Source organism: Azohydromonas australica DSM 1124 (assembly GCF_000430725.1).
Taxonomy (GTDB): Bacteria; Pseudomonadota; Gammaproteobacteria; order Burkholderiales; family Burkholderiaceae_C; genus Azohydromonas; species Azohydromonas australica.
The window spans coordinates 1-19,928 of record NZ_AUMO01000083.1 but is presented as its reverse complement, the minus strand read 5'-3'; the positions used below and the strand labels follow the sequence as shown (position 1 = coordinate 19,928).

18 protein-coding genes and 3 pseudogenes are annotated in these 19,928 nt (G+C 65.4%); 18 read left to right on the top strand and 3 right to left on the bottom strand.

Going from position 1 to position 19,928, the window contains the following annotated elements:
* Positions 1-2: 2 nt before the first annotated feature.
* Positions 3-1,142 carry a sugar ABC transporter substrate-binding protein gene (locus tag H537_RS0114140; protein ID WP_211235011.1) on the bottom strand — a complete coding sequence of 380 codons (1,140 nt, stop codon included), beginning with the start codon at positions 1,140-1,142 and terminating at the stop codon, positions 3-5.
* A 1,609-nt stretch (positions 1,143-2,751) separates the two neighbouring features.
* Between H537_RS0114140 and H537_RS56765 the strand changes: the two are divergent.
* The 13 genes and pseudogenes from H537_RS56765 to H537_RS56760 all read left to right on the top strand — a co-directional run.
* Positions 2,752-3,895 (top strand): annotated as a pseudogene (locus tag H537_RS56765) (ISAs1 family transposase).
* Between the two features lie 204 nt (positions 3,896-4,099).
* On the top strand, positions 4,100-4,297 hold the full coding sequence (locus H537_RS52820) for a hypothetical protein (RefSeq protein ID WP_156901701.1): 198 nt from the start codon (positions 4,100-4,102) through the stop codon (positions 4,295-4,297).
* Positions 4,298-4,744: 447 nt separating this feature from the next.
* The gene (locus H537_RS52815; protein ID WP_156901700.1) at positions 4,745-5,041 is read left to right on the top strand and encodes a hypothetical protein; all 297 of its coding nucleotides are present in this window, start codon (positions 4,745-4,747) and stop codon (positions 5,039-5,041) included.
* A gap of 100 nt (positions 5,042-5,141) precedes the next feature.
* Complete coding sequence (locus H537_RS51035) at positions 5,142-5,495, top strand: DOPA 4,5-dioxygenase family protein (protein WP_084150670.1); 354 nt, start codon at positions 5,142-5,144, stop codon at positions 5,493-5,495.
* A gap of 346 nt (positions 5,496-5,841) precedes the next feature.
* Complete coding sequence (locus H537_RS43005; protein ID WP_051242613.1) at positions 5,842-6,282, top strand: glutathione S-transferase family protein; 441 nt, start codon at positions 5,842-5,844, stop codon at positions 6,280-6,282.
* A gap of 166 nt (positions 6,283-6,448) precedes the next feature.
* Positions 6,449-8,167, top strand: coding sequence for an MASE1 domain-containing protein (locus H537_RS0114115; protein ID WP_084150669.1), 1,719 nt, complete (start codon positions 6,449-6,451; stop codon positions 8,165-8,167).
* A 631-nt stretch (positions 8,168-8,798) separates the two neighbouring features.
* A complete protein-coding gene (locus H537_RS0114105; RefSeq protein WP_043458829.1) occupies positions 8,799-9,224 on the top strand; it encodes an ester cyclase in 426 nt (141 codons plus the stop codon).
* Positions 9,225-9,998: 774 nt separating this feature from the next.
* Positions 9,999-11,366, top strand: a complete 1,368-nt coding sequence (locus H537_RS56505; protein WP_310733016.1) for a TolC family protein — start codon at positions 9,999-10,001, stop codon at positions 11,364-11,366.
* Between the two features lie 2 nt (positions 11,367-11,368).
* Positions 11,369-13,000: an efflux RND transporter periplasmic adaptor subunit gene (locus H537_RS0114085; protein ID WP_028998430.1), complete on the top strand. Its 1,632-nt coding sequence runs from the start codon at positions 11,369-11,371 to the stop codon at positions 12,998-13,000.
* The gene (locus H537_RS0114080) at positions 12,997-16,194 is read left to right on the top strand and encodes an efflux RND transporter permease subunit (protein WP_028998429.1); all 3,198 of its coding nucleotides are present in this window, start codon (positions 12,997-12,999) and stop codon (positions 16,192-16,194) included. The genes H537_RS0114085 and H537_RS0114080 overlap by 4 nt, the downstream gene beginning before the upstream one ends.
* Before the next feature lie 39 nt (positions 16,195-16,233).
* The gene (locus H537_RS0114075; RefSeq protein ID WP_028998428.1) at positions 16,234-16,689 is read left to right on the top strand and encodes a copper-binding protein; all 456 of its coding nucleotides are present in this window, start codon (positions 16,234-16,236) and stop codon (positions 16,687-16,689) included.
* Between the two features lie 83 nt (positions 16,690-16,772).
* A complete protein-coding gene (locus tag H537_RS0114070; RefSeq protein WP_028998427.1) occupies positions 16,773-17,120 on the top strand; it encodes a copper-binding protein in 348 nt (115 codons plus the stop codon).
* A gap of 66 nt (positions 17,121-17,186) precedes the next feature.
* A pseudogene (locus H537_RS56760) lies at positions 17,187-17,261 on the top strand (hypothetical protein); the annotation flags it as partial.
* Here the strand turns inward: H537_RS56760 and H537_RS49220 are convergent.
* On the bottom strand, positions 17,256-17,513 hold the full coding sequence (locus H537_RS49220) for a hypothetical protein (RefSeq protein WP_156901699.1): 258 nt from the start codon (positions 17,511-17,513) through the stop codon (positions 17,256-17,258). The pseudogene H537_RS56760 and the gene H537_RS49220 sit on opposite strands and share 6 nt — an antisense overlap.
* Here H537_RS49220 and H537_RS49215 point away from each other — a divergent pair.
* From H537_RS49215 to H537_RS0114040, 4 genes and pseudogenes are all read left to right on the top strand, one after another.
* A complete protein-coding gene (locus tag H537_RS49215) occupies positions 17,422-17,697 on the top strand; it encodes a PAS domain S-box protein (protein ID WP_084150668.1) in 276 nt (91 codons plus the stop codon). The two genes, H537_RS49220 and H537_RS49215, sit on opposite strands and share 92 nt — an antisense overlap.
* 45 nt (positions 17,698-17,742) lie before the next feature.
* Positions 17,743-18,150 carry a sensor histidine kinase gene (locus tag H537_RS49210; protein ID WP_028998424.1) on the top strand — a complete coding sequence of 136 codons (408 nt, stop codon included), beginning with the start codon at positions 17,743-17,745 and terminating at the stop codon, positions 18,148-18,150.
* Positions 18,110-18,566 (top strand): annotated as a pseudogene (locus tag H537_RS56755) (ATP-binding protein). The gene H537_RS49210 and the pseudogene H537_RS56755 overlap by 41 nt, the downstream one beginning before the upstream one ends.
* A 242-nt stretch (positions 18,567-18,808) precedes the next feature.
* Entirely contained in the window at positions 18,809-19,195 is a 387-nt protein-coding gene (locus H537_RS0114040; protein ID WP_028998422.1) for a hypothetical protein, read from the top strand.
* Between the two features lie 60 nt (positions 19,196-19,255).
* Here the strand turns inward: H537_RS0114040 and H537_RS52810 are convergent, their stop codons facing one another.
* Positions 19,256-19,519, bottom strand: a complete 264-nt coding sequence (locus H537_RS52810) for a hypothetical protein (protein WP_156901696.1) — start codon at positions 19,517-19,519, stop codon at positions 19,256-19,258.
* Positions 19,520-19,698: 179 nt separating this feature from the next.
* Between H537_RS52810 and H537_RS54950 the strand changes: the two genes are divergently transcribed.
* The coding region (locus H537_RS54950) for a hypothetical protein (RefSeq protein ID WP_043458828.1) at positions 19,699-19,928 on the top strand (230 nt) is incomplete at its 3' end.

The window sequence follows — 19,928 nt, the reverse complement described above, 5'->3', positions numbered from 1 at the left end:
CGTCATTTCAAGGACCGCGCGGTAACGAGCTTGCTGTCGACAGTGACTTCCATTGCCGGCATTTCACCGGCCAGCATCTGCAGCGCCGTACTGACGCCGAGGTAGCCCTGCCGGGCTGCCTGCTGGTCTACCGTGGCGGCCAATTGCCCGGCCCGGATGGCCGGCATCACATCGCTGAGCGCATCGAACCCGGCCACAAGGACCTCGGTACGCCCCGTTTCCTGGAGGTACTTGATGGCACCGATGGCCATCATGTCGTTGGCACAGAACACCAGCTTGACCTTGGGATGCTGCTTGAAGAGCCGGGCGGTGAGTTCGTACGCCTCGTCGATCTTCCAGTTGGCCGCTTCCTCGGCAACGATGCGAATGCCGGGATTGGTGTGCAGGCCGCGCTCGGCGCCTCGCTTGCGCTGATGGGCGTTGTCTGCCGTGCGGATGCCTTCGATGATGATGGCTTCACTGGGCGTGCGGACCTGGTCGGCCAGGAACTTAGCCGCGAGGTATGCGCCCTGCTCGTTGTCCACGCTGATGAAGGGCACCGGCTTCATGCCAGCGGCCACCATGGCTTCGGAGTTGAGGCGGTTGTCGAGGTTGACGATGTGAATGCCAGCGTCCTGGGCCGCTTTGAGCGACGGCACCAGCCGGGTCGAGTCACCGGGGGCGATGACTATGGCTCGCGACTGGGCCTTGATCGCATCATTGACGAGTTGAATCTGCTGCTCTATCGACGTCTCCTGCGTGGCCGTCTTGACCAGCAGTTCAATCCCCACCTCGTTCTGGAACTTGCGCGCGCCCTGCTCCATCTCGACGAAGAACGGATTGGTGAGCGTTTTCATGACCAGGGTAATGCGCGTTTCTTCCCGGGCTGCAGTGGACACCTGCGAAGCTGGGGGATCGGCAAATACGGCGCGCACGGCAGGGTGACGGGAATCTTCGCAAGCTACCAGCATCGATACCGCCAGCGAGCCTCCCAGCAGCCAGGCAATTCGGCGCAGCCGCCATGCTCCCATTCGGGAACTGCCGGTTCTGTACAGTGGCGTTGACTTGCACAGGCTGGCATACCGGGAGATCAGGTCACGCACGCGATAGGCCCGGTATTGTGCGAACGGTTTCAACGGCTTTCTTCCTTTGTAGGTCTGCACGTGGGAGGGCCACGCCCTAGCGCGTTCCGATAGACGACTGCGTCATCGACCGCACCGCGGGCGGCTTGATGAGGCGCCAAAGTCAAACTGGCCAAACTCGTGCAGATTGCCGAAATTCAGCAACCTGCTTATGCGTGGACTATCACTGCATGCTGGCTGCCAGAAGCGGCAGCAAGAGCAGTCAGCAGACTACGCTGTCGGTGGCGGTCAGAAAGCGTGTTTTTCCGGCGGTCGCAACGCGCTTTTCGGCCGCGGGTTTTGAAGGAGTCCGCCACCCTTGGCGCCCTGCAGCCAAGGGTGGCGGAACGGACCGTTCAAGCTGTGGTCTGCGCAGCCTTTTGGACGTTGACAACGGGTGCTACCTGAGGCCCGCTGTACCTGGCGCTACGAACCAGCCGCTGCTCCCATGCCGCCCGCGAACGGATCTGCCCGATTCTTTCTCCGCGCCTGTTGCCAGGCACAGGTCTTGGTGTGCAGGCAGTGCGACCGCTGCACAGCAGTACTGCGGCTGTGAGTACTCCAACCAAGCTCGACGCGGTGCTGCCGTGAGGCAGCCCAGCGCTACCAGTGCAGTTCCCAAGGACGCCAACTCCAAGCCCACTCCGGTGAGCCACTGACCCGGCCCGCTGGCCCAGATCTGCGACAGCGAAGTCGTGCCGCAACTCAAGGCCCCGCTCGCCATGCCGCTGGAGGCCATACGGCGCTGAGGCGGCGCTATCCGCAGCTCATGCGCAGCGTCCGCCGCATGGTGTAGCGGCATGCCTACGCCTGGCGTGCCTTGAGTATCTAGGCTTGTCCCGCCAGACCAGCTTGGTACCGGGCTCCGTGACCGGGCCATCCCGGTAGCTGAGACCGTCCGTCTTGAGGGCGCCCTGGTACCAGCCATCCAACCAGGCATCGGCTTCAACTGAGCCGCGCGGGTATGGACAAACTCCGGCTACCTCCGAAAGCGCTTGACCATGAGCGAAGCCCTCGCTCCATATCTCTCGTTCGTTCTGTCTGATGGCTTTCATGGCACGAATCCTTTGAGGTTTGCCCTCTCGCCCATGTCGGCACTTCAGCAAATCCGGGACCAATCAGCCTGACCATCCCGCGCCAGTGCTTGGGCTTGATGGAGTCACTCCTGCCCGCTTGGCCGTGCGCGCCACCGGCGCAAAAAAAGCCCCGGTCCTTGCGGAGCCGGGGCCTGTCAGGTTGTACCCATCATCAATGAAGTGCAGCTGCTGTCCCGCAAGCCACGCCGCCATCTTGCCCGCCCTGGACGGCGAGCGCGTTGTGGAAAGCCGCAGCGCGCTGGCCCTCGGGTGCCGCGGCGGCGGCTCGCGGTACTTGCGTGGGCGTCGTCCTACAGGATGGCGGCCGAGCCGTCCACGCCTTCGGTCTCACGCCCCGGGGTGTAGTTTGCGCGTGGATAAGGACTCACGAAGAAAAGGCCTACTTTCCCGACACTTTCAATCACAGCTGACATTAGTGTTGCTGGAACAGACTCACTCACAAACCGCCTGTAGTTGCGGACACACCCTCAGCCAGATTTGGTTCACCGGACACCCAGGGTCGTTCACTTCTGCCAAGGATAATGGCGGGCCGGTAATGCAATGACGGCAGGCGGATGAAAACGTTGAAGGAATGTCTGGCGACGGTGAGCGACCCGCGCCGGGCACAAGGCAAGCGCTACGACCTTGTGCACGCACTGCTGTACTGCGTGCTGGCGGTGGCTTCCGGGGCGACGTCGTACCGCAAGATCCACCTGTTCATCGACACGCACTGGCAGCGGCTCAACGAGGCGTTCGGCAGCGCTTGGAGGCGCGCGCCGGCCTATACGGGGATTCGAAAGATCCTGCAGGGGCTCGATGCGGCAGAGCTGGAGCAGGCAATGCGTCTGATGGCCGAGGAGCAGCTGTGCGATGCACCCGAGGCGCCGGCGCAGCGTGCGCTCGTGGCGATGGACGGCAAGACGCTGCGCGGCAGCCTGGACCAGTTCGAGGATCGCAAGGCCGCTCAGGTGCTCAGCGCGCTGGCAGTCCATGAGCGCTTGGTGTTGGGGCACGTACTTATCGAGAGCAAAGGCAAGGACCACGAGATCCCTGCCGTGCAACGGCTCATCGAAGAACTGGACTTGGCCGGGTGCATCTTCACGTTGGACGCGCTACACCTGCAAAAAAACAGTTGACCAAGTAACAGCTGCTGGGGCGCACGTGCTGTGCCAGCTCAAGGCCAACCAGCCCCGACTGCATGACGCCATGCACAAACACGCGCAGCAACGCCCGGCCGCCAACTGCGCCTACGACTGCGATGTCGGGCAGCGCAACCGAATCGAGCAGCGCGAGGTGCGGGTGTGGGCACTGCCTCCGGGCAGCGGCGTTGAGCCCTGGCACGACCGCTTCCTTACTCTCATCGAGGTGCGGCGCACCACCGAAGTGTTCGATACCGCCAAGGCTCGCTTCGTCCCCCGCACCCAGACCCCGGCGTACTACCTCAGCACGCTCAGCAGCGCCGAGGTGACCGCCCCAGAGTTCGCCCGCCTCGTACGCAGACACTGGAGCATCGAGAACAGCCTGCATCATGTGCTCGACACCACCATGGCCGAGGACGCCAGCCGCATCCGCCGCAATCCCGGCGTCTTCGCCTGTCTACGCCAACTCGCGCTGAACCTGTTGCGCAGCAACGGCGAACGCAACATTGCCCAAGCCCTGTACCGCAATGCGCTCTCGCTCGACAAAGTGCTCAACTACGCAGGCATTTGGCAGAAGTAAACAGCCCTGACCGGACACCCAAGGCTCAAACGAGCCACAACTCGGAATATCGAGCAATGCCAATATTTCTTGATCACATTTGGGCAGGGCTGGCAAGCCATGTTGCCCAAGGTAACCCAGTTTTGAGACACGAGTCGAGGGGAAGACCGAGCTTTTGTACGATACAAGGCTGCAGCAACGGGCATCCTTCAAAGGACCATCAACATGGTGAATTATGAAGAAATATGGATCGACGGATTCAAGCGTGGGGAAGAACTTGTGAAAGACTGCCCACACGAAAAAGACTCCGAAGAATCCAGAATATGGCTTGCCGGCTGGCTTGAAGGTGCAGCAAAGAGGTCAGGCTCTCCATATAGCAAAACTCTGGAAGAAAAATTGCAAGGCATTGAACATCAGCCGTGAGTGTGTATTCAAGGCGAGTGAAATGCCAATTTTGTTGACTTATTCTCTACAGGGCAACCTCCAAGTTTGCGCAACACGCGTGCCGGACGACTCGTCAACGTCTGGCGACGCTTACGGCCGAATTTACCCTTTTTAGAAAATAGCTGGCTCTCTCATGCTCTGGGGCGCTGAAGACTCGGCCACCGTGCGCCATTCACCTTACGTTGGCGCTACTGGATATGGACGATCCGCCTACCCACTGCCTTCGATAATCAAAGCTCAGTCACCGGTTTATGGAGCAAGCGCCCGAAATTTTGTTTTTCGCTACGAGCAAACTCATGCACTGAACAACCTCAGCAATCCTGCTTTGCCGGGCGCAAGCACGACACGGTTGTCTCAGGCGTGCACGAGACGGGACGAATCATCGGCTTACAGCGCTATGACAGTGGGGGTCACAGCTTCATCTCCATGTCGATACCCGAGCCTGCCACCATGGGGCTGAGGCTCAGCCAGCAAGCGTGCCGCGGGCAGCAAAGTTCGCGCACACTGGTCACCAGATTCAAGCTGACATTCGCGTCGCAGCCCGGCACGGGCTGGAATGGCGAAGCAGATCAGGCCGGTAACTTCGCGCGGTCGCGCCATCGGCGTGAAGTCACGTTCGCCGGCTCAAAGGCATGCATCACGCTTGTGAGCTTCACCAACGCCTCCATGCGCGCGTTGCCTTCCGCAGCCTTGAGTGGGGCAGAACGCTTGGTGGGCCTATAAAGCGTGAAGGAAGCTACCACAGCGAGCAAGTCCTAAGAAAATGTGCAAGGAGCAAAGACGGTTCTTGGAAAATCTCAGCCACTGACAAAAGGATGAAAACATGGAATTCCGAGATCATTCCATAATTGAAAGCTGGCACGCTCATGTGTATTTCAATTCAGCCAGCCGATCCGAGGCCTGGGCACTGCGCGAGACGATTGAAGTTGAACTCGCGGGCCAAGTGGAACTCGGCCGCTTTCATGAAAAACCAGTGGGCCCGCACCCTATGTGGAGCTATCAGTTGGCGCTTTCGCCGACTCACTTTTCCCAGGTCATAAGCTGGCTAGCGTTGAACCACGGCACGTTAGACGTATTCGTGCATCCGAATACTGGCGATGAATTGCGTGATCATCGAGACTCTGCACTCTGGCTAGGCAAGTCCTATGATCTCAATCTGGCCGCTCTCGCCAGCTGACCGGTACTCAATACGGCTCACCCCATGCCAAAATCCAGGGCAAGTAATCTCACTGCCTTGAGCTTGCACTTCAGCTTCTAATGGCCGCCTAGGCAGCTGATTGGATAAATTTTTTTGGTGGGCACATCGTATGAACGCCCTTGCTGCTGGCTATTTTTCTACAGCTGCGCCATCGTGGGGTGCAAATCGAGTATTGAAGCGAACCGCTCCGGCCGGACGCTCCACTCTCCCCGTAGTCTGCGGCGTGTACGCTGCGGCACGGGTCGGCGGATCTAGTCGCCGACGAAAGGACGACATGATCACGCCGTATGGCTTCTGACGCATCTTTCCCGTAGGGCGCGGCGAGATGAAGGACCTCCGAGCACAGTGGGCGCTCGAGGAGCTGGGTTTGCCGTATCAGGTCCACGCGCTCGACCACATCGGCGGCGAGCTCGACAGCGAGGCCTGCCGTCGGATCAGTCCCTTCCGCCAAGTACCGGTCATCGACGATGACGGCTTCATCGTGGCCGAGTCGGCCGCCGTGGTGCTCTACTTGGCCAAGGAGGCCGGCAAGCTCATTCCGAGCGACTTCCAGGGCTGCACCCGCGTCGTCCAATGGTGCTTCGCCGCGGTCAGCACGGTCGAGCCGACCCTCGCGTGCATCGACCTCATCGGGATGTTCGACAGCGGCAAGACCGCCCACAAGCTCGACGCGGAAGTGCGCAGAATAGCCGCACGCCCTGTGAGTCCCGCTCCCGCCTCACCGGAAAGACCGGGAACTCAAGAAGCAGTCCCATGCGCGCGGTGATCTACACCCACACCGGGCCTGCACGTGACGTGCTGCAAGTGCACTTGGACTTCTCGGGCAACAATCCGTCCGACGTGAAGACCCGTGCTGTCACGCCGGGCGGATTCCCTCTGCCTGGACATCGAAGCCCTGGCGGTACATCCCGGCTCGTGAGCGGACGTACGCCATGAGCAGCCGGATGCCAGAGTCCAGCAACCCATCCGCGAGATCCAGCACGGCCGCGCGCGCGATGCGGCTGTTCGCCTTTGCCGCGCTCTACCTGCTCGCGGCCTGGGGAGGGCAAGCGCTCTTCATCGCGCCCGACCTGGGCGCCGCGCTGTGGCCGCCCAGTGGCATCTTCCTGGCGGCACTGCTGCTGACGGCCCGCAAGGAGTGGCCGCTGTTCATCGGGGTGGGCCTGTGCGCCGACCTCATCGCCAGCACGGCCCTGTTCGGCTTTCCGGCCAGCGTCGCGGTGGCCATTGCCACGGGCAACACGCTCGAAGCGACTGCAGGCGCGTACCTGCTGCATCGCTGGGCCGGTGGCCGCTTTCACCTGGACGGCGTGGCTTCCGTGCTGGCTTTCGTGCTGTTCTCTGCCCTGGCCAGCCCGCTGCTGAGCACCGTCGTCGGTGGCACGGCGATGAGCATCCATACCGGGGAGCCGCTGCTGACTTCGTGGAAGCTGTGGTGGACGGGCGATTCGGCCGGGGTGCTGATCTTCGCGCCCTTGCTGCTGGCGCTGGCGGGTGGGAGCGACGAGAGCGACAGGCCGCCCGCCGGCTGGGGCGAACTGCTTCTCATGCTGGGCACGCTGCTGCTGATCGGGCACTTGGTGCTGGCCCAGCCATATCCCACGATCTTCATCGTCCTGCCCGTGTTGATCTGGGGGGCGCTGCGCGGGGAGCATCGATGCATTGCGCTGGCCAGCGCCATCCTGATGCTGCAGGTCGTGCTCTACACGCAGTTCGGGCTGAGCCCGTTCGCAGCCGACTTCACTCTGGGAGAGCGCCAGTTCCTGGCGCAGTCCTTCATCATGGCCTCGGCGTTGACCGGGCTGGTGTTGGCTGGCCAGGCCTGCCAGCGCCGGCGCTCGGCGCTGGAACTGGTCGCCGCGCGGCAGGCCGCGGAAAGCGCCCTTGCCGCCGCCGAGGCCGCGCGCGCCAGTGCCGAGCACGCCAACCGGGTGAAGTCGCAGTTCCTGGCCAACATGAGCCACGAGTTCCACACCCCGCTGAACGCCGTGATTGGCTTGGGCCACCTGATGGCGCAGATGGATCTGCCGCGCAAGGCTGGCGAGTACGCGGCCCATATCCAGCAGGCCGGACACCATCTGCTGGCGCTGACCACCGACGTGCTTGACCTCTCCCGCATCGAGTCCGGCGCCATGCGCCTGGAGCAGGTGCCGTTCAACGTTGTGGCGCTGCTGGACGAAGTGTGCGCGCTGGTGCGGCCACAGGCCGAGGCCAAGGGCTTGGCGCTGCACCTGGAGCCGGCACCGACGCTGCCGGCGATGCTCGTGGGCGATCCGCTGCGGCTGAAGCAGGTGCTGCTGAACCTGCTGAGCAACGCCGTGAAGTTCACGCACACCGGCAGCGTGGGGCTGCATACGCGCGAACTCGGCCAGGCAGCGGGCCGCATCACGCTTCGCATGGACGTGACCGACACCGGCATTGGCATCGCGCCGGAACAGCAGCAGCACGTCTTCGAGGATTTCATCCAGGCCGATGCCTCCACCACGCGCCGGTACGGCGGGTCGGGCCTGGGGCTGTCGATCACGCGCCGGCTTGTCGCGATGATGGGCGGCGAGATCAGCCTCGACAGCAACGTGGGCCAGGGCAGCACCTTCAGCATCACGGTACCCATGGCCCTTGACTTGGACACCAGTCCGGACGTTCCCGTGTAGTTGGAATCGTGTTCGAACCGGCTTGCGCCCAACACCAGCGCTGCGACTTGGAGGGCATCGGCAGCAGCTCTGGCGGGTCTTGCAAATCTGTGAGCCATGGTGGCATCCGCCGCCGCCCACCCTGCATTGACTCACCCGGTTTGCCACCGGGCGGGTTCCTGTCTGCTTGCTTGCCTCACGTAGCTCGCCTCCGGTCGGAAGGTTCGGTCGGCGTAGTGGAACGTGACCAGGCGAGTCAGCATGGCGACACGCAAGGAATGGGTCGAGACGGTAGGCACATGGTATCGGGCCAGCACCATCGAAGAGCGCAGCGCGATCCTGGATGAGTTCGTAGCCATCACGGGCTACCCCGTAAGCACGCAATCCGGCTGCTGTCCAAGCCTGCCGCGCCGCCTCGGAAGCGGCGGGCACGGACGCGGTATGGCGCCGCGCTACGCGAGGCACTGTGCGTCCTGTGGGAGGTGTCGGACCCGTCTGGCGCCAGCTCATCGAGGGCTACGGCATGCAGCTGCGCATCGAAGAGCTCCGTGGCCGAGGGACGCATCGTGGCCGCCAGGTACACCGAAACGGGCACCATCACCAAGCCGGCCTCGGGCATGAGCCCACTGGCAAGTCCTACGAGCTGGTCGCCATGGAGTTCTTCGAGATCGAGGGCGGCAAGTTTTTCTCTAAGGCCGTCGTCATCCGCTACGTGGAGGCGTTCAACCGTGGAGACCTGCAGGCACTGCGTGGCCTGCTGGCCGACGATGCGCAGATCCAGGGCGTCATGGGCCACGGCCTGTTCGAGCGGATCGAGCCCGTCTGGCGCCAGCTCATCGAGGGCTACGGCATGCAGCTGCGCATCGAGGAGCTCGTGGCCGAGGGACGCATCGTGGCCGCCAGGTACACCGAAACCGGCACCTTCACCAGGCCGGCCTTCGGGCATGAGCCCACTGGCAAGTCCTACGAGCTGGTCGCCATGGAGTTCTTCGAGATCGAGGGCGGCAAGATCAAGCGCCGCTGGGGTGCGCGGGACTCGGCCTCGCAACTGCGGCAGCTCGGCGTGACCGCTTCCTGAGAGCGCGGCATCGGTCCAACACAGCTGACGACGCCCGTGAAGGCGGCGCAGTGGCCATGGGCCGCGCAGCCGCTTCCCGCTGCTTCAGCTGCGGTTGCACACCACCTTGGTAATGCCGCCGCCCACGGTGCCCGGCCCCGCCGTCATCCAGTCGCCGAACAGCTTGTGGTATCGAGCGGTACGCACCGTCACTGCTGCAAGACGCGGGTGAAGCGTTGATCAAAACCAGGGCTGGTTGAGCGTGGGAGCGGCTGAGTACCCGGCTGTAGCGTGTCGGTAGAGGCCGGAATTCATCGGGGATGCCCGCCTATAATTGAAAAATGCGTGTATGGCTGGCATTTCTACTTTGCCTCGCGATCCCACTCCAGGGGTTTGCGAACATGCACGCCTTCGCATCGGAGCCTTGCCCGATGGAGCAGTCGGTACCCCAAGCCATGTCCGTCATGGCAGACATGGCCCACGACTGCTGCAACGACGCCGACACGGCGGCCAAGACAGGCCATGCTTGCAAAAGCGGGCAGGAATGCAATCTGACCCAGGCCTGCATGGCGCTTCCTATGCTTTTCAGCGCCGGACTGCCCGCTGCCGCCTACGCGGTGCCGCCACCCCAGGACCGTCTCTGGTCCTTTGATCCCTCGAGCGTCTGGCGACCGCCAACGCTGAGCTGACTCCCGCCTTCATGCGCCGCTGCACCCGCACGAGCCGGGTGCGTGCGTCATCGCGTGCGCGCTGCTGCCTTCACGCAGCCGTACGGCTACCAACCGGAGTCAGCTCTTGGAGCACTTCCCTGTTGGGGCGCCCGGCCGGGCGCCCTGCGAACCCCTGCGTTCGCCGCATGCCGCTGCCCTGCCCAAGCTGGCAGCGGTATGCCTGGCTGCCGCCTTCCTGGGCAGCGCCGCAGCCCAGACCGCGCCCCCCGGGCCACTGACACTGGAGCGGGCCCTGCACGCTGCCCAGGAGCGTTCCCAGGCGCTCGTGGCCCAGGACGCCGCCGCCGCGGCTGCCCGTGACATGGGCGTGGCAGCCCGCCAGCTGCCCGACCCGATGCTCAGCGTCAACGTCACCAACTTGCCTGTCGACGGGCCTGACCGCTTCAGCCTCACCCGGGACTTCATGACCATGCGCAGCATTGGGGTGATGCAGACCATTTCTGCCCGGGACAAGCGCCAAGCACGGGCAGAGCGCTATGAGCGCGAGGCCGACGTGGCCCGCGAGGCCCGGGCGCTGCAGCTCACGGAGTTGCGACGCGCCACCGCGCAGGCGTGGCTTGAGCGCTGCTACCGGCAGCGGATGGTCGAGTTGCTGCAGACGCAGCGCGACGAGGCGCGGCTGCAGATCGAGGCCGCCGATGCAGCCTACCGCGCAGGCCGTGGCCCGCAGGCCGACGTCTTCATGGCGCGCTCGGCCGTCGCGCAGATCGAGGACCGCCTCCAGCAGGCCGAGTCGGCCGTGGCCAACGCGACGGCGGATCTTGCGCGCTGGGTTGGCGCCGACTTGGCGCGCCAGCCGCTGGCGGGCAGCCCGGCCATCATGCGGCTGCAACTGCAGGACCACGCGCTGGAGGGCGCACTCGAAAGCCACCCCGAGCTGGCCGTGATGGCGGCAAAGGAGGCCGTGGCCCGGGCCCAGGCCGAGATGGCACGCCAGGACAAGCGGCCGGACTGGAACGTGGAGCTGATGTACAGCCAGCGCGGTCCGGCCTATTCCAACATGGTGTCGCTGGGCGTCTCGGTGCCCCTGCTGTGGAACCAGAAGAACCTGCAGGAGCGCGAAGTGGCGGCCCGGCTGGCCATGGTCGAGCAGATGCGTGCCGAGCGCGAGGAGATGCGCCGAGCGCACCTCGCCGAGGTGCGCCGCTGGCAGCAGAGCTGGCGCAGCAACCTGCAGCGGCTGGCGTTGTACGACGCGAGCCTGATGCTCCTGGCCGCCGAGCGCACGCGCGCGGCGTTGGCGGCGTACCGCGGCGGCACCGGACCGCTGGCTGCCGTGCTGGACGCTCGCCGCATGGACATCGACACCCGCATGGAGCGGCTGAACCTGGAGATGGACACCGCCGCGCTGTGGGCGCGGCTGGAGTACCTGCTGCCGCCCGGACACCAGCACGCCGCCACCCCTGCCACGGACCGCAGCCCGGAGCAATGAAGATGAGAACCAAGAAGATCGTCGCCGCGTTGCTGGCTGCCGGTGCGCTCGCTGCAACCGGCTTCGGCCTCTACAGCTGGGGCCTGCGCCGCGGCATGGAAATGAGCCCCGCCGCCCCGGCCCCGTCTGGTTTTGCGACCGGTGCCGCCACCGGCGTGGACCCCTCCAGCTGGAGCGTGCCGCAGGGCGAGGAAGCGACCCGGCGCCACGTCAAGGACCGCCTGAAGGCCGGGGACGTGGACCCGGTGACAGGCCGCAAGATCCTCTACTACCACGACCCCATGGTGCCGGGGAAGAAGTTCGACGCGCCGGGCAAGTCTCCCTTCATGGACATGATGCTGGTGCCCGCCTATGCGGGCAGTGAAGGTGCCGACGCCAGCAGCATCACGGTGAGCCCGCGCATTCAGCAGAACCTGGGCTTGCGTACCGCGCCCGTGGTCGAGGCCGTTGTGGCGCCCCAGGTCTCGGCCGTGGGCTCGATCGACTACAACGAGCGTGACCAGGCGGTTGTCCAGGCACGGGCCATGGGCTACGTGGAGAAGCTGCATGTGCGGGCCACGCTGGACCGTATTGCCAGGGGGCAGCCGCTGGCCGAGCTCTACATTCCTGACTGGGTGGCGGCCCAGGAGGAATACCTGTCGGTGCGCCGCATGCAGGGCACTGACTTGGCGCCGCTGGTGGAGGGTGCACGGCAGCGCATGCGCCTGGCCGGCATGGAAGAGGCGCAGATCCGCCTGGTGGAAGCCAGCGGTCGGGTGCAGCCGCGCGTTACGGTCAGTGCGCCGCTCAGCGGCGTCGTGGCCGAGCTCATGGTGCGTGAAGGCATGACCGTGATGCCGGGCATGACGCTGGCGCGCATCCAGGGCGTGTCCACGGTCTGGGCCCAGGCCGAGGTGCCGGAGAGCCAGGCGGCGCTGTTGCGTCCCGGGACTCCGGTGCGGGCCAGCAGCCCCGCGGTACCGGGCAAGACCTTCGAGGGGCGCGTGCAGGCGCTGCTGCCGCAGGTCAGTGCCGATACCCGCACCCTCAAGGCCCGCATGGAGTTGCCCAACCCCGGCGGGCAACTGGTGCCGGGCATGTTCGTGCGCATGGAGCTCATCGGCGGCCAGCCGGGCAAGTCGCTGGCCGTGCCGTCGGAGGCGGTGATCCAGACCGGCCGCCGCGCCGTGGTGATGCTGGCTGAAGAGGGCGGCAGCTTCAGACCCGTGGAGGTCGAAACCGGCCGCGAGGCAGGAGGCCAGACCGAGATCCGGCGTGGCTTACAGGCGGGGCAGCGTGTGGTCCTGTCGGGTCAATTCCTGATCGACTCGGAAGCCAGCCTGCGCGGGCTGGAAACGCGGCTCAACAGCGAGCCGGCTGCCGCCGCGGTCGCGGTTCCAGCCGATACGCACCGCACCAACGCGCAGGTCGAGGCGGTCCAGGGCGGCATGGTGACGCTTACCCATCCGCCGATCCCGAGCCTGAAGTGGCCGGCCATGACCATGGATTTCCAGCTGCCCCCCGGAAAGCCAGCCGCGGGCTTGGCCCCTGGCGCACGGGTGGAGATCGAGTTCCGGATGCGCAGCGAGGGCGCGCCGCAGATCACCTCGATCCGCCCACTGGCCAGCGCAGCAGCTGCAGGAGCTCGCCCATGATTGCCGCGCTGATCCGCTGGTCGATTGCCAACCGCTTCCTGGTGCTGCTGACCACGCTGATGCTCTCGGCCTGGGGCGTGGTGGCCACGCTGCGCATGCCGCTGGACGCGCTGCCCGATCTCTCCGACGTGCAGGTGATCGTGCGCACGAGCTACCCGGGCCAGGCGCCACGCATCGTCGAGAACCAAGTGACCTACCCGCTGACGACGACCATGTTGTCAGTACCCGGCGCCAAGGCAGTGCGGGGCTTCTCCTTCTTCGGCGACAGCTACGTCTACGTGCTGTTTGAGGATGACACCGACCTGTACTGGGCGCGCTCGCGCGTGCTGGAGTACCTGAACCAGGTGCAGGGCCGGCTGCCACCCACGGCCAAGCCCTCGATCGGGCCGGACGCCACCGGCGTGGGCTGGATCTACCAGTACGCGCTCGTGGACCGTGGCGGCACGCAGGACCTGGCACGGCTGCGCGCGCTGCAGGACTGGTTCCTGAAGTACGAGCTCAAGACCGTGCCCAATGTGGCCGAGGTCGCCACCGTCGGCGGCATGGTGCGCCAGTACCAGGTGGTGCTCGACCCCGACAAGCTCGCGGCCTACCGCATCCCGCATGGCCGCGTCATCGAGGCCATCCGGCGCGCCAACCAGGAGGCGGGCGGCTCGGTGCTGGAGATGGGCGAGGCGGAGTACATGGTGCGCGCCAGCGGCTACCTGCAGACGCTCGACGATTTCCGCGCGATCCCGCTGCTGACTTCCGAAGCGGGCGTGCCGGTGCACCTGGGTGACGTCGCGCGCGTGCAGCTCGGCCCCGAAATGCGCCGCGGCATCGGCGAGCTCGATGGCGAGGGCGAGGCCGTCGGCGGCGTGATCGTGATGCGCTCGGGCAAGAACGCCCTGGACACCATTCGGGCCGTCAAGGCCAAGCTCGGCCAGCTGCAGCAGAGCCTGCCCAGGGGTGTGGAGATCGTGCCGGTGTACGACCGCTCCGGCCTCATCGAGCGCGCGGTGGAGAACCTCAGCCACAAACTGATCGAGGAGTTCATCGTCGTCGCACTGGTGTGCGCTGCGTTCCTCTTCCATCTGCGCTCGGCGCTGGTGGCCATCGTCTCGCTGCCGCTGGGCGTGCTGATGTCCTTCATCGTCATGCACTACCAGGGCGTCAACGCCAACGTGATGTCGCTGGGCGGCATCGCCATCGCCATCGGCGCGATGGTCGATGCGGCGGTGGTGATGATCGAGAACGCACACAAGCACCTGGAGCAGTGGGCGCACGAGCACCCGGGACACGTTCTCGATGGCCCGGGACGTTGGCGCGTCATCGGCGAGGCGGCCACCGAGGTGGGCCCGGCGCTGTTCTTCTCGCTGCTGATCATCACGCTGAGCTTCATCCCGGTTTTCACCCTGGAGGCGCAGGAGGGACGGCTGTTCTCGCCACTCGCGTTCACCAAGACCTACGCGATGGCGGCGGCAGCCGGCCTGGCGGTGACGCTGGTCCCGGTGCTCATGGGCTACTTGATCCGTGGCCGTATCCCGCACGAGCAGTCCAACCCGCTCAACCGCGCTCTCATTGCCGCATACCGACCGCTACTTGACGGCGTGCTGCGCTGGCCCAAGGCCACGTTGGGCGCGGCCGCACTGCTGCTGGTGGCCAGCTTGTGGCCGCTGCAGCACATCGGCACGGAGTTCATGCCGCCACTCGACGAGGGCGACTTGCTCTACATGCCCACGGCGTTGCCGGGGCTGTCAGCCGCCAAGGCCGCCGAACTGCTGCAGCAGACCAACCGGCTGATCAAGACGGTGCCCGAGGTCCAGAGCGTCTACGGCAAGGCCGGCCGCGCGGAAAGCGCCACCGACCCCGCGCCACTGGAGATGTTCGAGACCACGATCCAGTTCAAGCCGCGCGAGCAGTGGCGTGCGGGCATGACGCCGGACCAGCTGGTGCAGGAGCTCGACCGCATCGTGCGGGTGCCGGGCCTGTCCAACATCTGGGTGCCGCCTATTCGCAACCGCTTGGACATGCTGGCCACGGGCATCAAGAGCCCGGTGGGAGTGAAAGTCGCGGGTCAGGACCTGGCCACCATCGACCGCCTCAGCGGCGAGATCGAGCGCGTGCTCAAGGGCGTGCCCGGGGTCAGCAGTGCACTGGCCGAACGGCTCACCGGCGGGCGCTACGTGGACGTGGACATCGACCGCGCCGCGGCCGCACGCTACGGGCTCAACGTCGCCGACGTGCAGTCCGTGGTCGCGGGCGCCGTGGGCGGCGAGAACGTCACCGAGACCGTTGAAGGACTGCAGCGCTTCCCGGTGAACGTGCGCTACCCGCGCGAGATCCGCGATTCGCTCTCGGCCCTGCGCCAACTGCCCGTTGTCACCGAGCGCGGCCAGCGCCTGGTGCTCTCGGACGTCGCGCGCATCAGCATCAGCGACGGCCCGCCCATGCTGCGCAGCGAGAACGCCCGGCTGGCCGCCTTCGTCTACGTGGACATCCGCGGTCTCGACCTGCGCTCGGCGGTGCAGGAGATGCAGCGTGCGGTGGCGCAGCAGGTGCAACTACCCGCGGGCTACTCGGTGTCGTGGTCCGGGCAGTTCGAATACCTGGAGCGCGCCACCGAAAAGCTCAAGGTGGCCGTGCCGTTTACGTTGCTGATCATCCTCGTGCTGCTGTACCTGACCTTCAGGCGCATGGAGGAGGCGGTATTGATCATGGCCACCCTGCCATTCGCGCTGGTGGGCGGCATCTGGCTGCTGTGGCTGCTGGGCTACAACCTTTCGGTAGCCGGCGCCGTGGGCTTCATCGCGCTGGCCGGCGTTTCGGCCGAGTTCGGCGTGATCATGCTGCTGTACCTGAAGAACGCCTGGGACTACCGGCTGGAGCACGGACAGCGCAGCGAGGCTGCCCTGCTCGACGCCATCCGCGAGGGCGCCGTGCTGCGCGTGCGACCCAAGGCCATGACCGTGGCCGTGATCCTGGCGGGGTTGTTTCCAATCATGTGGGGCAGCGGCACGGGCAGCGAGGTCATGCAGCGCATCGCAGCCCCTATGGTGGGCGGAATGATCACGGCGCCGCTGCTGTCCATGTTCGTGATCCCGGCGGCCTACCTGCTGATGCGGCGACCCAGGCAGCAGCGTGCCCCTGGCTTGGCACGCTGGCGCCTTCGCGGTGAACCGGGTACGCCTGGGCCAACCCAAACCGGCCGGTAAGTGCCGGCCACACCACTCCTGAACCAAGGAGAGCTGACCATGCAAACGAAACTGCATCTCACCTGGATCGGCGCCCTGGCACTGGCCGTGGCAGCGATGACGCATGCCGCGGAGCCGAGACCCGCTTTGCCCTCGCAGGCCACGGCGCCGGCCGCGCACCTGGCCGTTGGCCAGGTCGTCGACTTCGACAGCCAGCAGCGGCTGCTCACGGTGGCCCACCAGGACATCCCCAGCCTGGGCATGCCAGCCATGACGATGGACTTCCCGGTGCACGCTTCGGTTGATGCTGTGGGCATCAGCGCCGGCAAGACCGTGGCCCTTGTCCTGGCCCCAATAGAAGGCAAGCTGACTGTCACCTCGCTGCAGGCGGTTGGCCAGGACCACGGCGCTGCCGCACCCACGACAAGCGCTTCCGCCATGCCTGGCCACCCGATGGATCCGGGTGCCGGCATGGCCATGATGGCCCAGTGCCACGACATGATGCGCGGCCGGTAAGTCCGTGCTCGTGGCCGGTGGCCGTGCGAAGCGCTCACCGGTCTATTCCAATTTTTGTCTCGAACTCAACGGAGAGATTCACCATGAAGAAGTTCACCGCGGCCGCTACGGTGCTGACCCTTGCTCTTGGCCACGCGGCCGTGTTCGCCCAATCCAACATGGACGGCATGAAAGGCATGCCGATGGACAAGATGGCTGCTGACGCCAAAAGCACCGTTCACAAGGCCCAAGGCACGGTCAAGAAGGTCGATGCCAAGGCCGGTGTCGTTACCCTGGCGCACGGCCCGGTGCCCAGCCTGCACTGGCCATCGATGACCATGGGCTTCAAGGTCACCGATCAGTCGCTGCTGAGCAAGCTGGCCGAAGGGCAGTCGGTGGAGTTCGAATTCATGCAAACAGGTAAAGGCTACGTGGTCACGTCCGTCAAGTAACGTGCGCATTGCGAGGCTGCCCAAAGCGCTGCATCACCAGCAGGAAAGCGCGCTTTCTCAACTCCATTGACACTAGACCGCATCCTTGACGCCGGCCGCGGCGAGCCTCGCGTCTTCTACAGCATCAAGGTGCCGCTACGCGCGGACGACGGCAGCATCACCGGGATGCTGGTCACCGCGCGCGACATCACAGAGCCCAAGGCGGCCGAGGCGCGGCTCGCGCAGCTCAACGCCACGCTGGAGCAGCAGGTACAGCAACGCACCGTGCAGCTTCGGCGGGTAAGCCGCGCGCGAGCGTGCCATCGCGAGCAGCGCAGGCAACGCCATCGTCACCACCGACCTCTGCGGCCTCATCACCTCCATCAACCCGGCGGCCGAGACGCTGTTGCGCACCACGGCGCAGCAGGCCGTGGGCCGCTCGGTGTGGGACTTCCACCACCCCGACGAACTCGACACGCGAGGGCAGGAGCTGGTGCAGCCGGTGCCGGAGTTTGCCCGGGCGCTACCGCCGGCGCTGCGGCAGGCCCTGGCAAGCAGCGGCACACCCTCAGGCGAGGCCGCACGGCGCACCGAATGAACCTACGTGCGCGCCGACTGGACACGTTTAGCGGGGCTGTTGACTGTGAGGCTGCTGCGCGATGCGCGGGACGACGTCATCGGGTTCCTGGCCATGATCGCCGGCCTCACCGAGCGCCGTCGCATGGAGGACGAGCGGCGCCAGCGCAGCGCCCAAGCCGAAGCCGCCAGCCGGCCGATGGCCACGTTTCTGGCCCACATGAGCCACGAGCTGCGCACGCCGCTCAACGCCGTCCGTGGGCTGAGCCACTTGCTGGTGCAGATGAACCTGCCCGAGCGCGCCCACGACTTCGTGCGCCACGTCGAGCAGGCCGGCGAGCAACTGCTGGTGTTGGTGAGCGACGTGCTGGACCTCTCGCGCATCGAGGCCGGCGAGATATATCCGGAGCACGCGCCGTTTGCGCTTGGTCGATGTGCTAGAGGCGGCGTGCGCGCTGGTGCGCCCCAAGGCTGATGCCAAGGGGTTAAGCCTGCGGCTAGACGTCCTGGCCGGGCCGCCGGCACAGCTGCTTGGCGGTGCCTCGCACCTGAGGCAGGTGCTCGTCCACCTGCTGGGCAACGCCGTGAAGTTCACCGAAGAGGGTCGTGTGGGCTTGAGCGTGCGGCAGCTCGTCGCTGAAGGCACACGCTTCACGCTGTGGCTGGACGTGGCCGACACCGGCATCACACCCGAGGCGCAGTCGGGCATCTTCGATGCCGTTCACCCAGGCTGACAGCTCCACCACGCGGCGCTTCGGCGGCACGGGGCTGGGCCTGTCCATCGTGCGCAGCCTGGTGGACATGATGGGCGGGCAGCTCGAACTGCAAAGCCAGCCCGGCAAGAGCAGCGCGTTCAGCGTGACGCTGACGCTGGAGTTGCCCCAGCCCTGACTCACCCGGCGCTGCCGAGTGCGCACTGGCGGTGCTCGACCCGAAAAAAGCTTTCCACGGCGGCGCAGGTTCAGCGACGTGGCAGCACCGTGCCGGTGTGGCGCGGACAGCGCTGGTCCGTGTCCTTGCTGATCGGGTGTCGAAGCCCGGACGCGGTCCCCGGGCTCTTTTCGCGCCGCCCCTCGCAATCCGTGATACAGGTCACAATTGCTGCACTGCAACATTAAACAAGCATCCTAAACATGAACGCCTTCGTCACCCAGGTTCAAGAAGCTGCTCAGGACTGGATCCACTTCAGCACCGAGTTCGTCCAGCGGCAGGCTCAGGTCTTTCGGACGCCGCTGAATGCCACTGCCGTGCCCGACGCCAAGAGCGTTGCAGCGGGCTTCGTCAAGGCCGCGGAGCAGGTCGACGAACTTGTGGTGAAGGCTGTCAAGCTGGCCGACGCCCATGGACGGAAGCTGCTCGATGCCGCCATGGCCCAAAGTCCGGGCCAGAGTTCGGCCAAGAATGCTCTGGCGCCGTTCACCATCAGCGCCAAGAACGCCTCCCAAGCCGTTGTGACCGTGGTCGAGCAAGTCGCCGCGACCAGGAAGTCCCTGTACCGCGCCCAGGTGCCGGCAACGTAAGCAGCGCCGCTGCTGACGACCATGGAGCCGCGTCAGCGGCCTTTTTTCATATGGCTACGGCTACTGGCTCCAGCTCAGCACAGCCCTCCTCTGATGCCTGCACTTGTTCCCCCAAACCAGATTGGTGTCCGGCTCCGTGATCGGGACATCGCGGTAGGTCAGTCCGTCTGTCTTGAGAGCGCCTTGGTACCAGCCATCCTGCCAAGCATCGATATTTGTTGAGCCGTGCGGGTATGGACATACTCCGGCTATGTCCGAGAGCGCTTGTCCATGAGCAAAGCCATCGCTCCATATCTCTCGTTCGCTCTGCTTGATGGTTTTCATGGTGCGGATCCTGTGGGATTGCCCCTCTTGCCCATAGCAGCAGCTCAGCAAATCTGGGACCAACGTGCCTGACCCTGCCACGGTCAGTGTTAAGGATTGGCGACGGCAGGCGTTCGATGTGCTGAAGAGCCACGACCCGATGCGGTAGTCGCTGGGTGCCAGCCCTAAGGAGGTACGCAATGAAGCCACCGAAGCAGGTCGAGTGGACCGTGAACGGCCTGGAACATGTGATCGTCAGTGCAGACGCCGATATGTCAGGGGAGGACCTGCGCGCGGCCCTGCGCGTGGATGGCTGTGTCCTAGCCGACATTGAGTTCCCCCTGCCCAAGGGCTCACCGTCCAAACGTCGCGCTCCAGGCTTGGCCTACGTGCACGGGGGCGTCCTGGTCGTGCAGCCGCGATATCACGT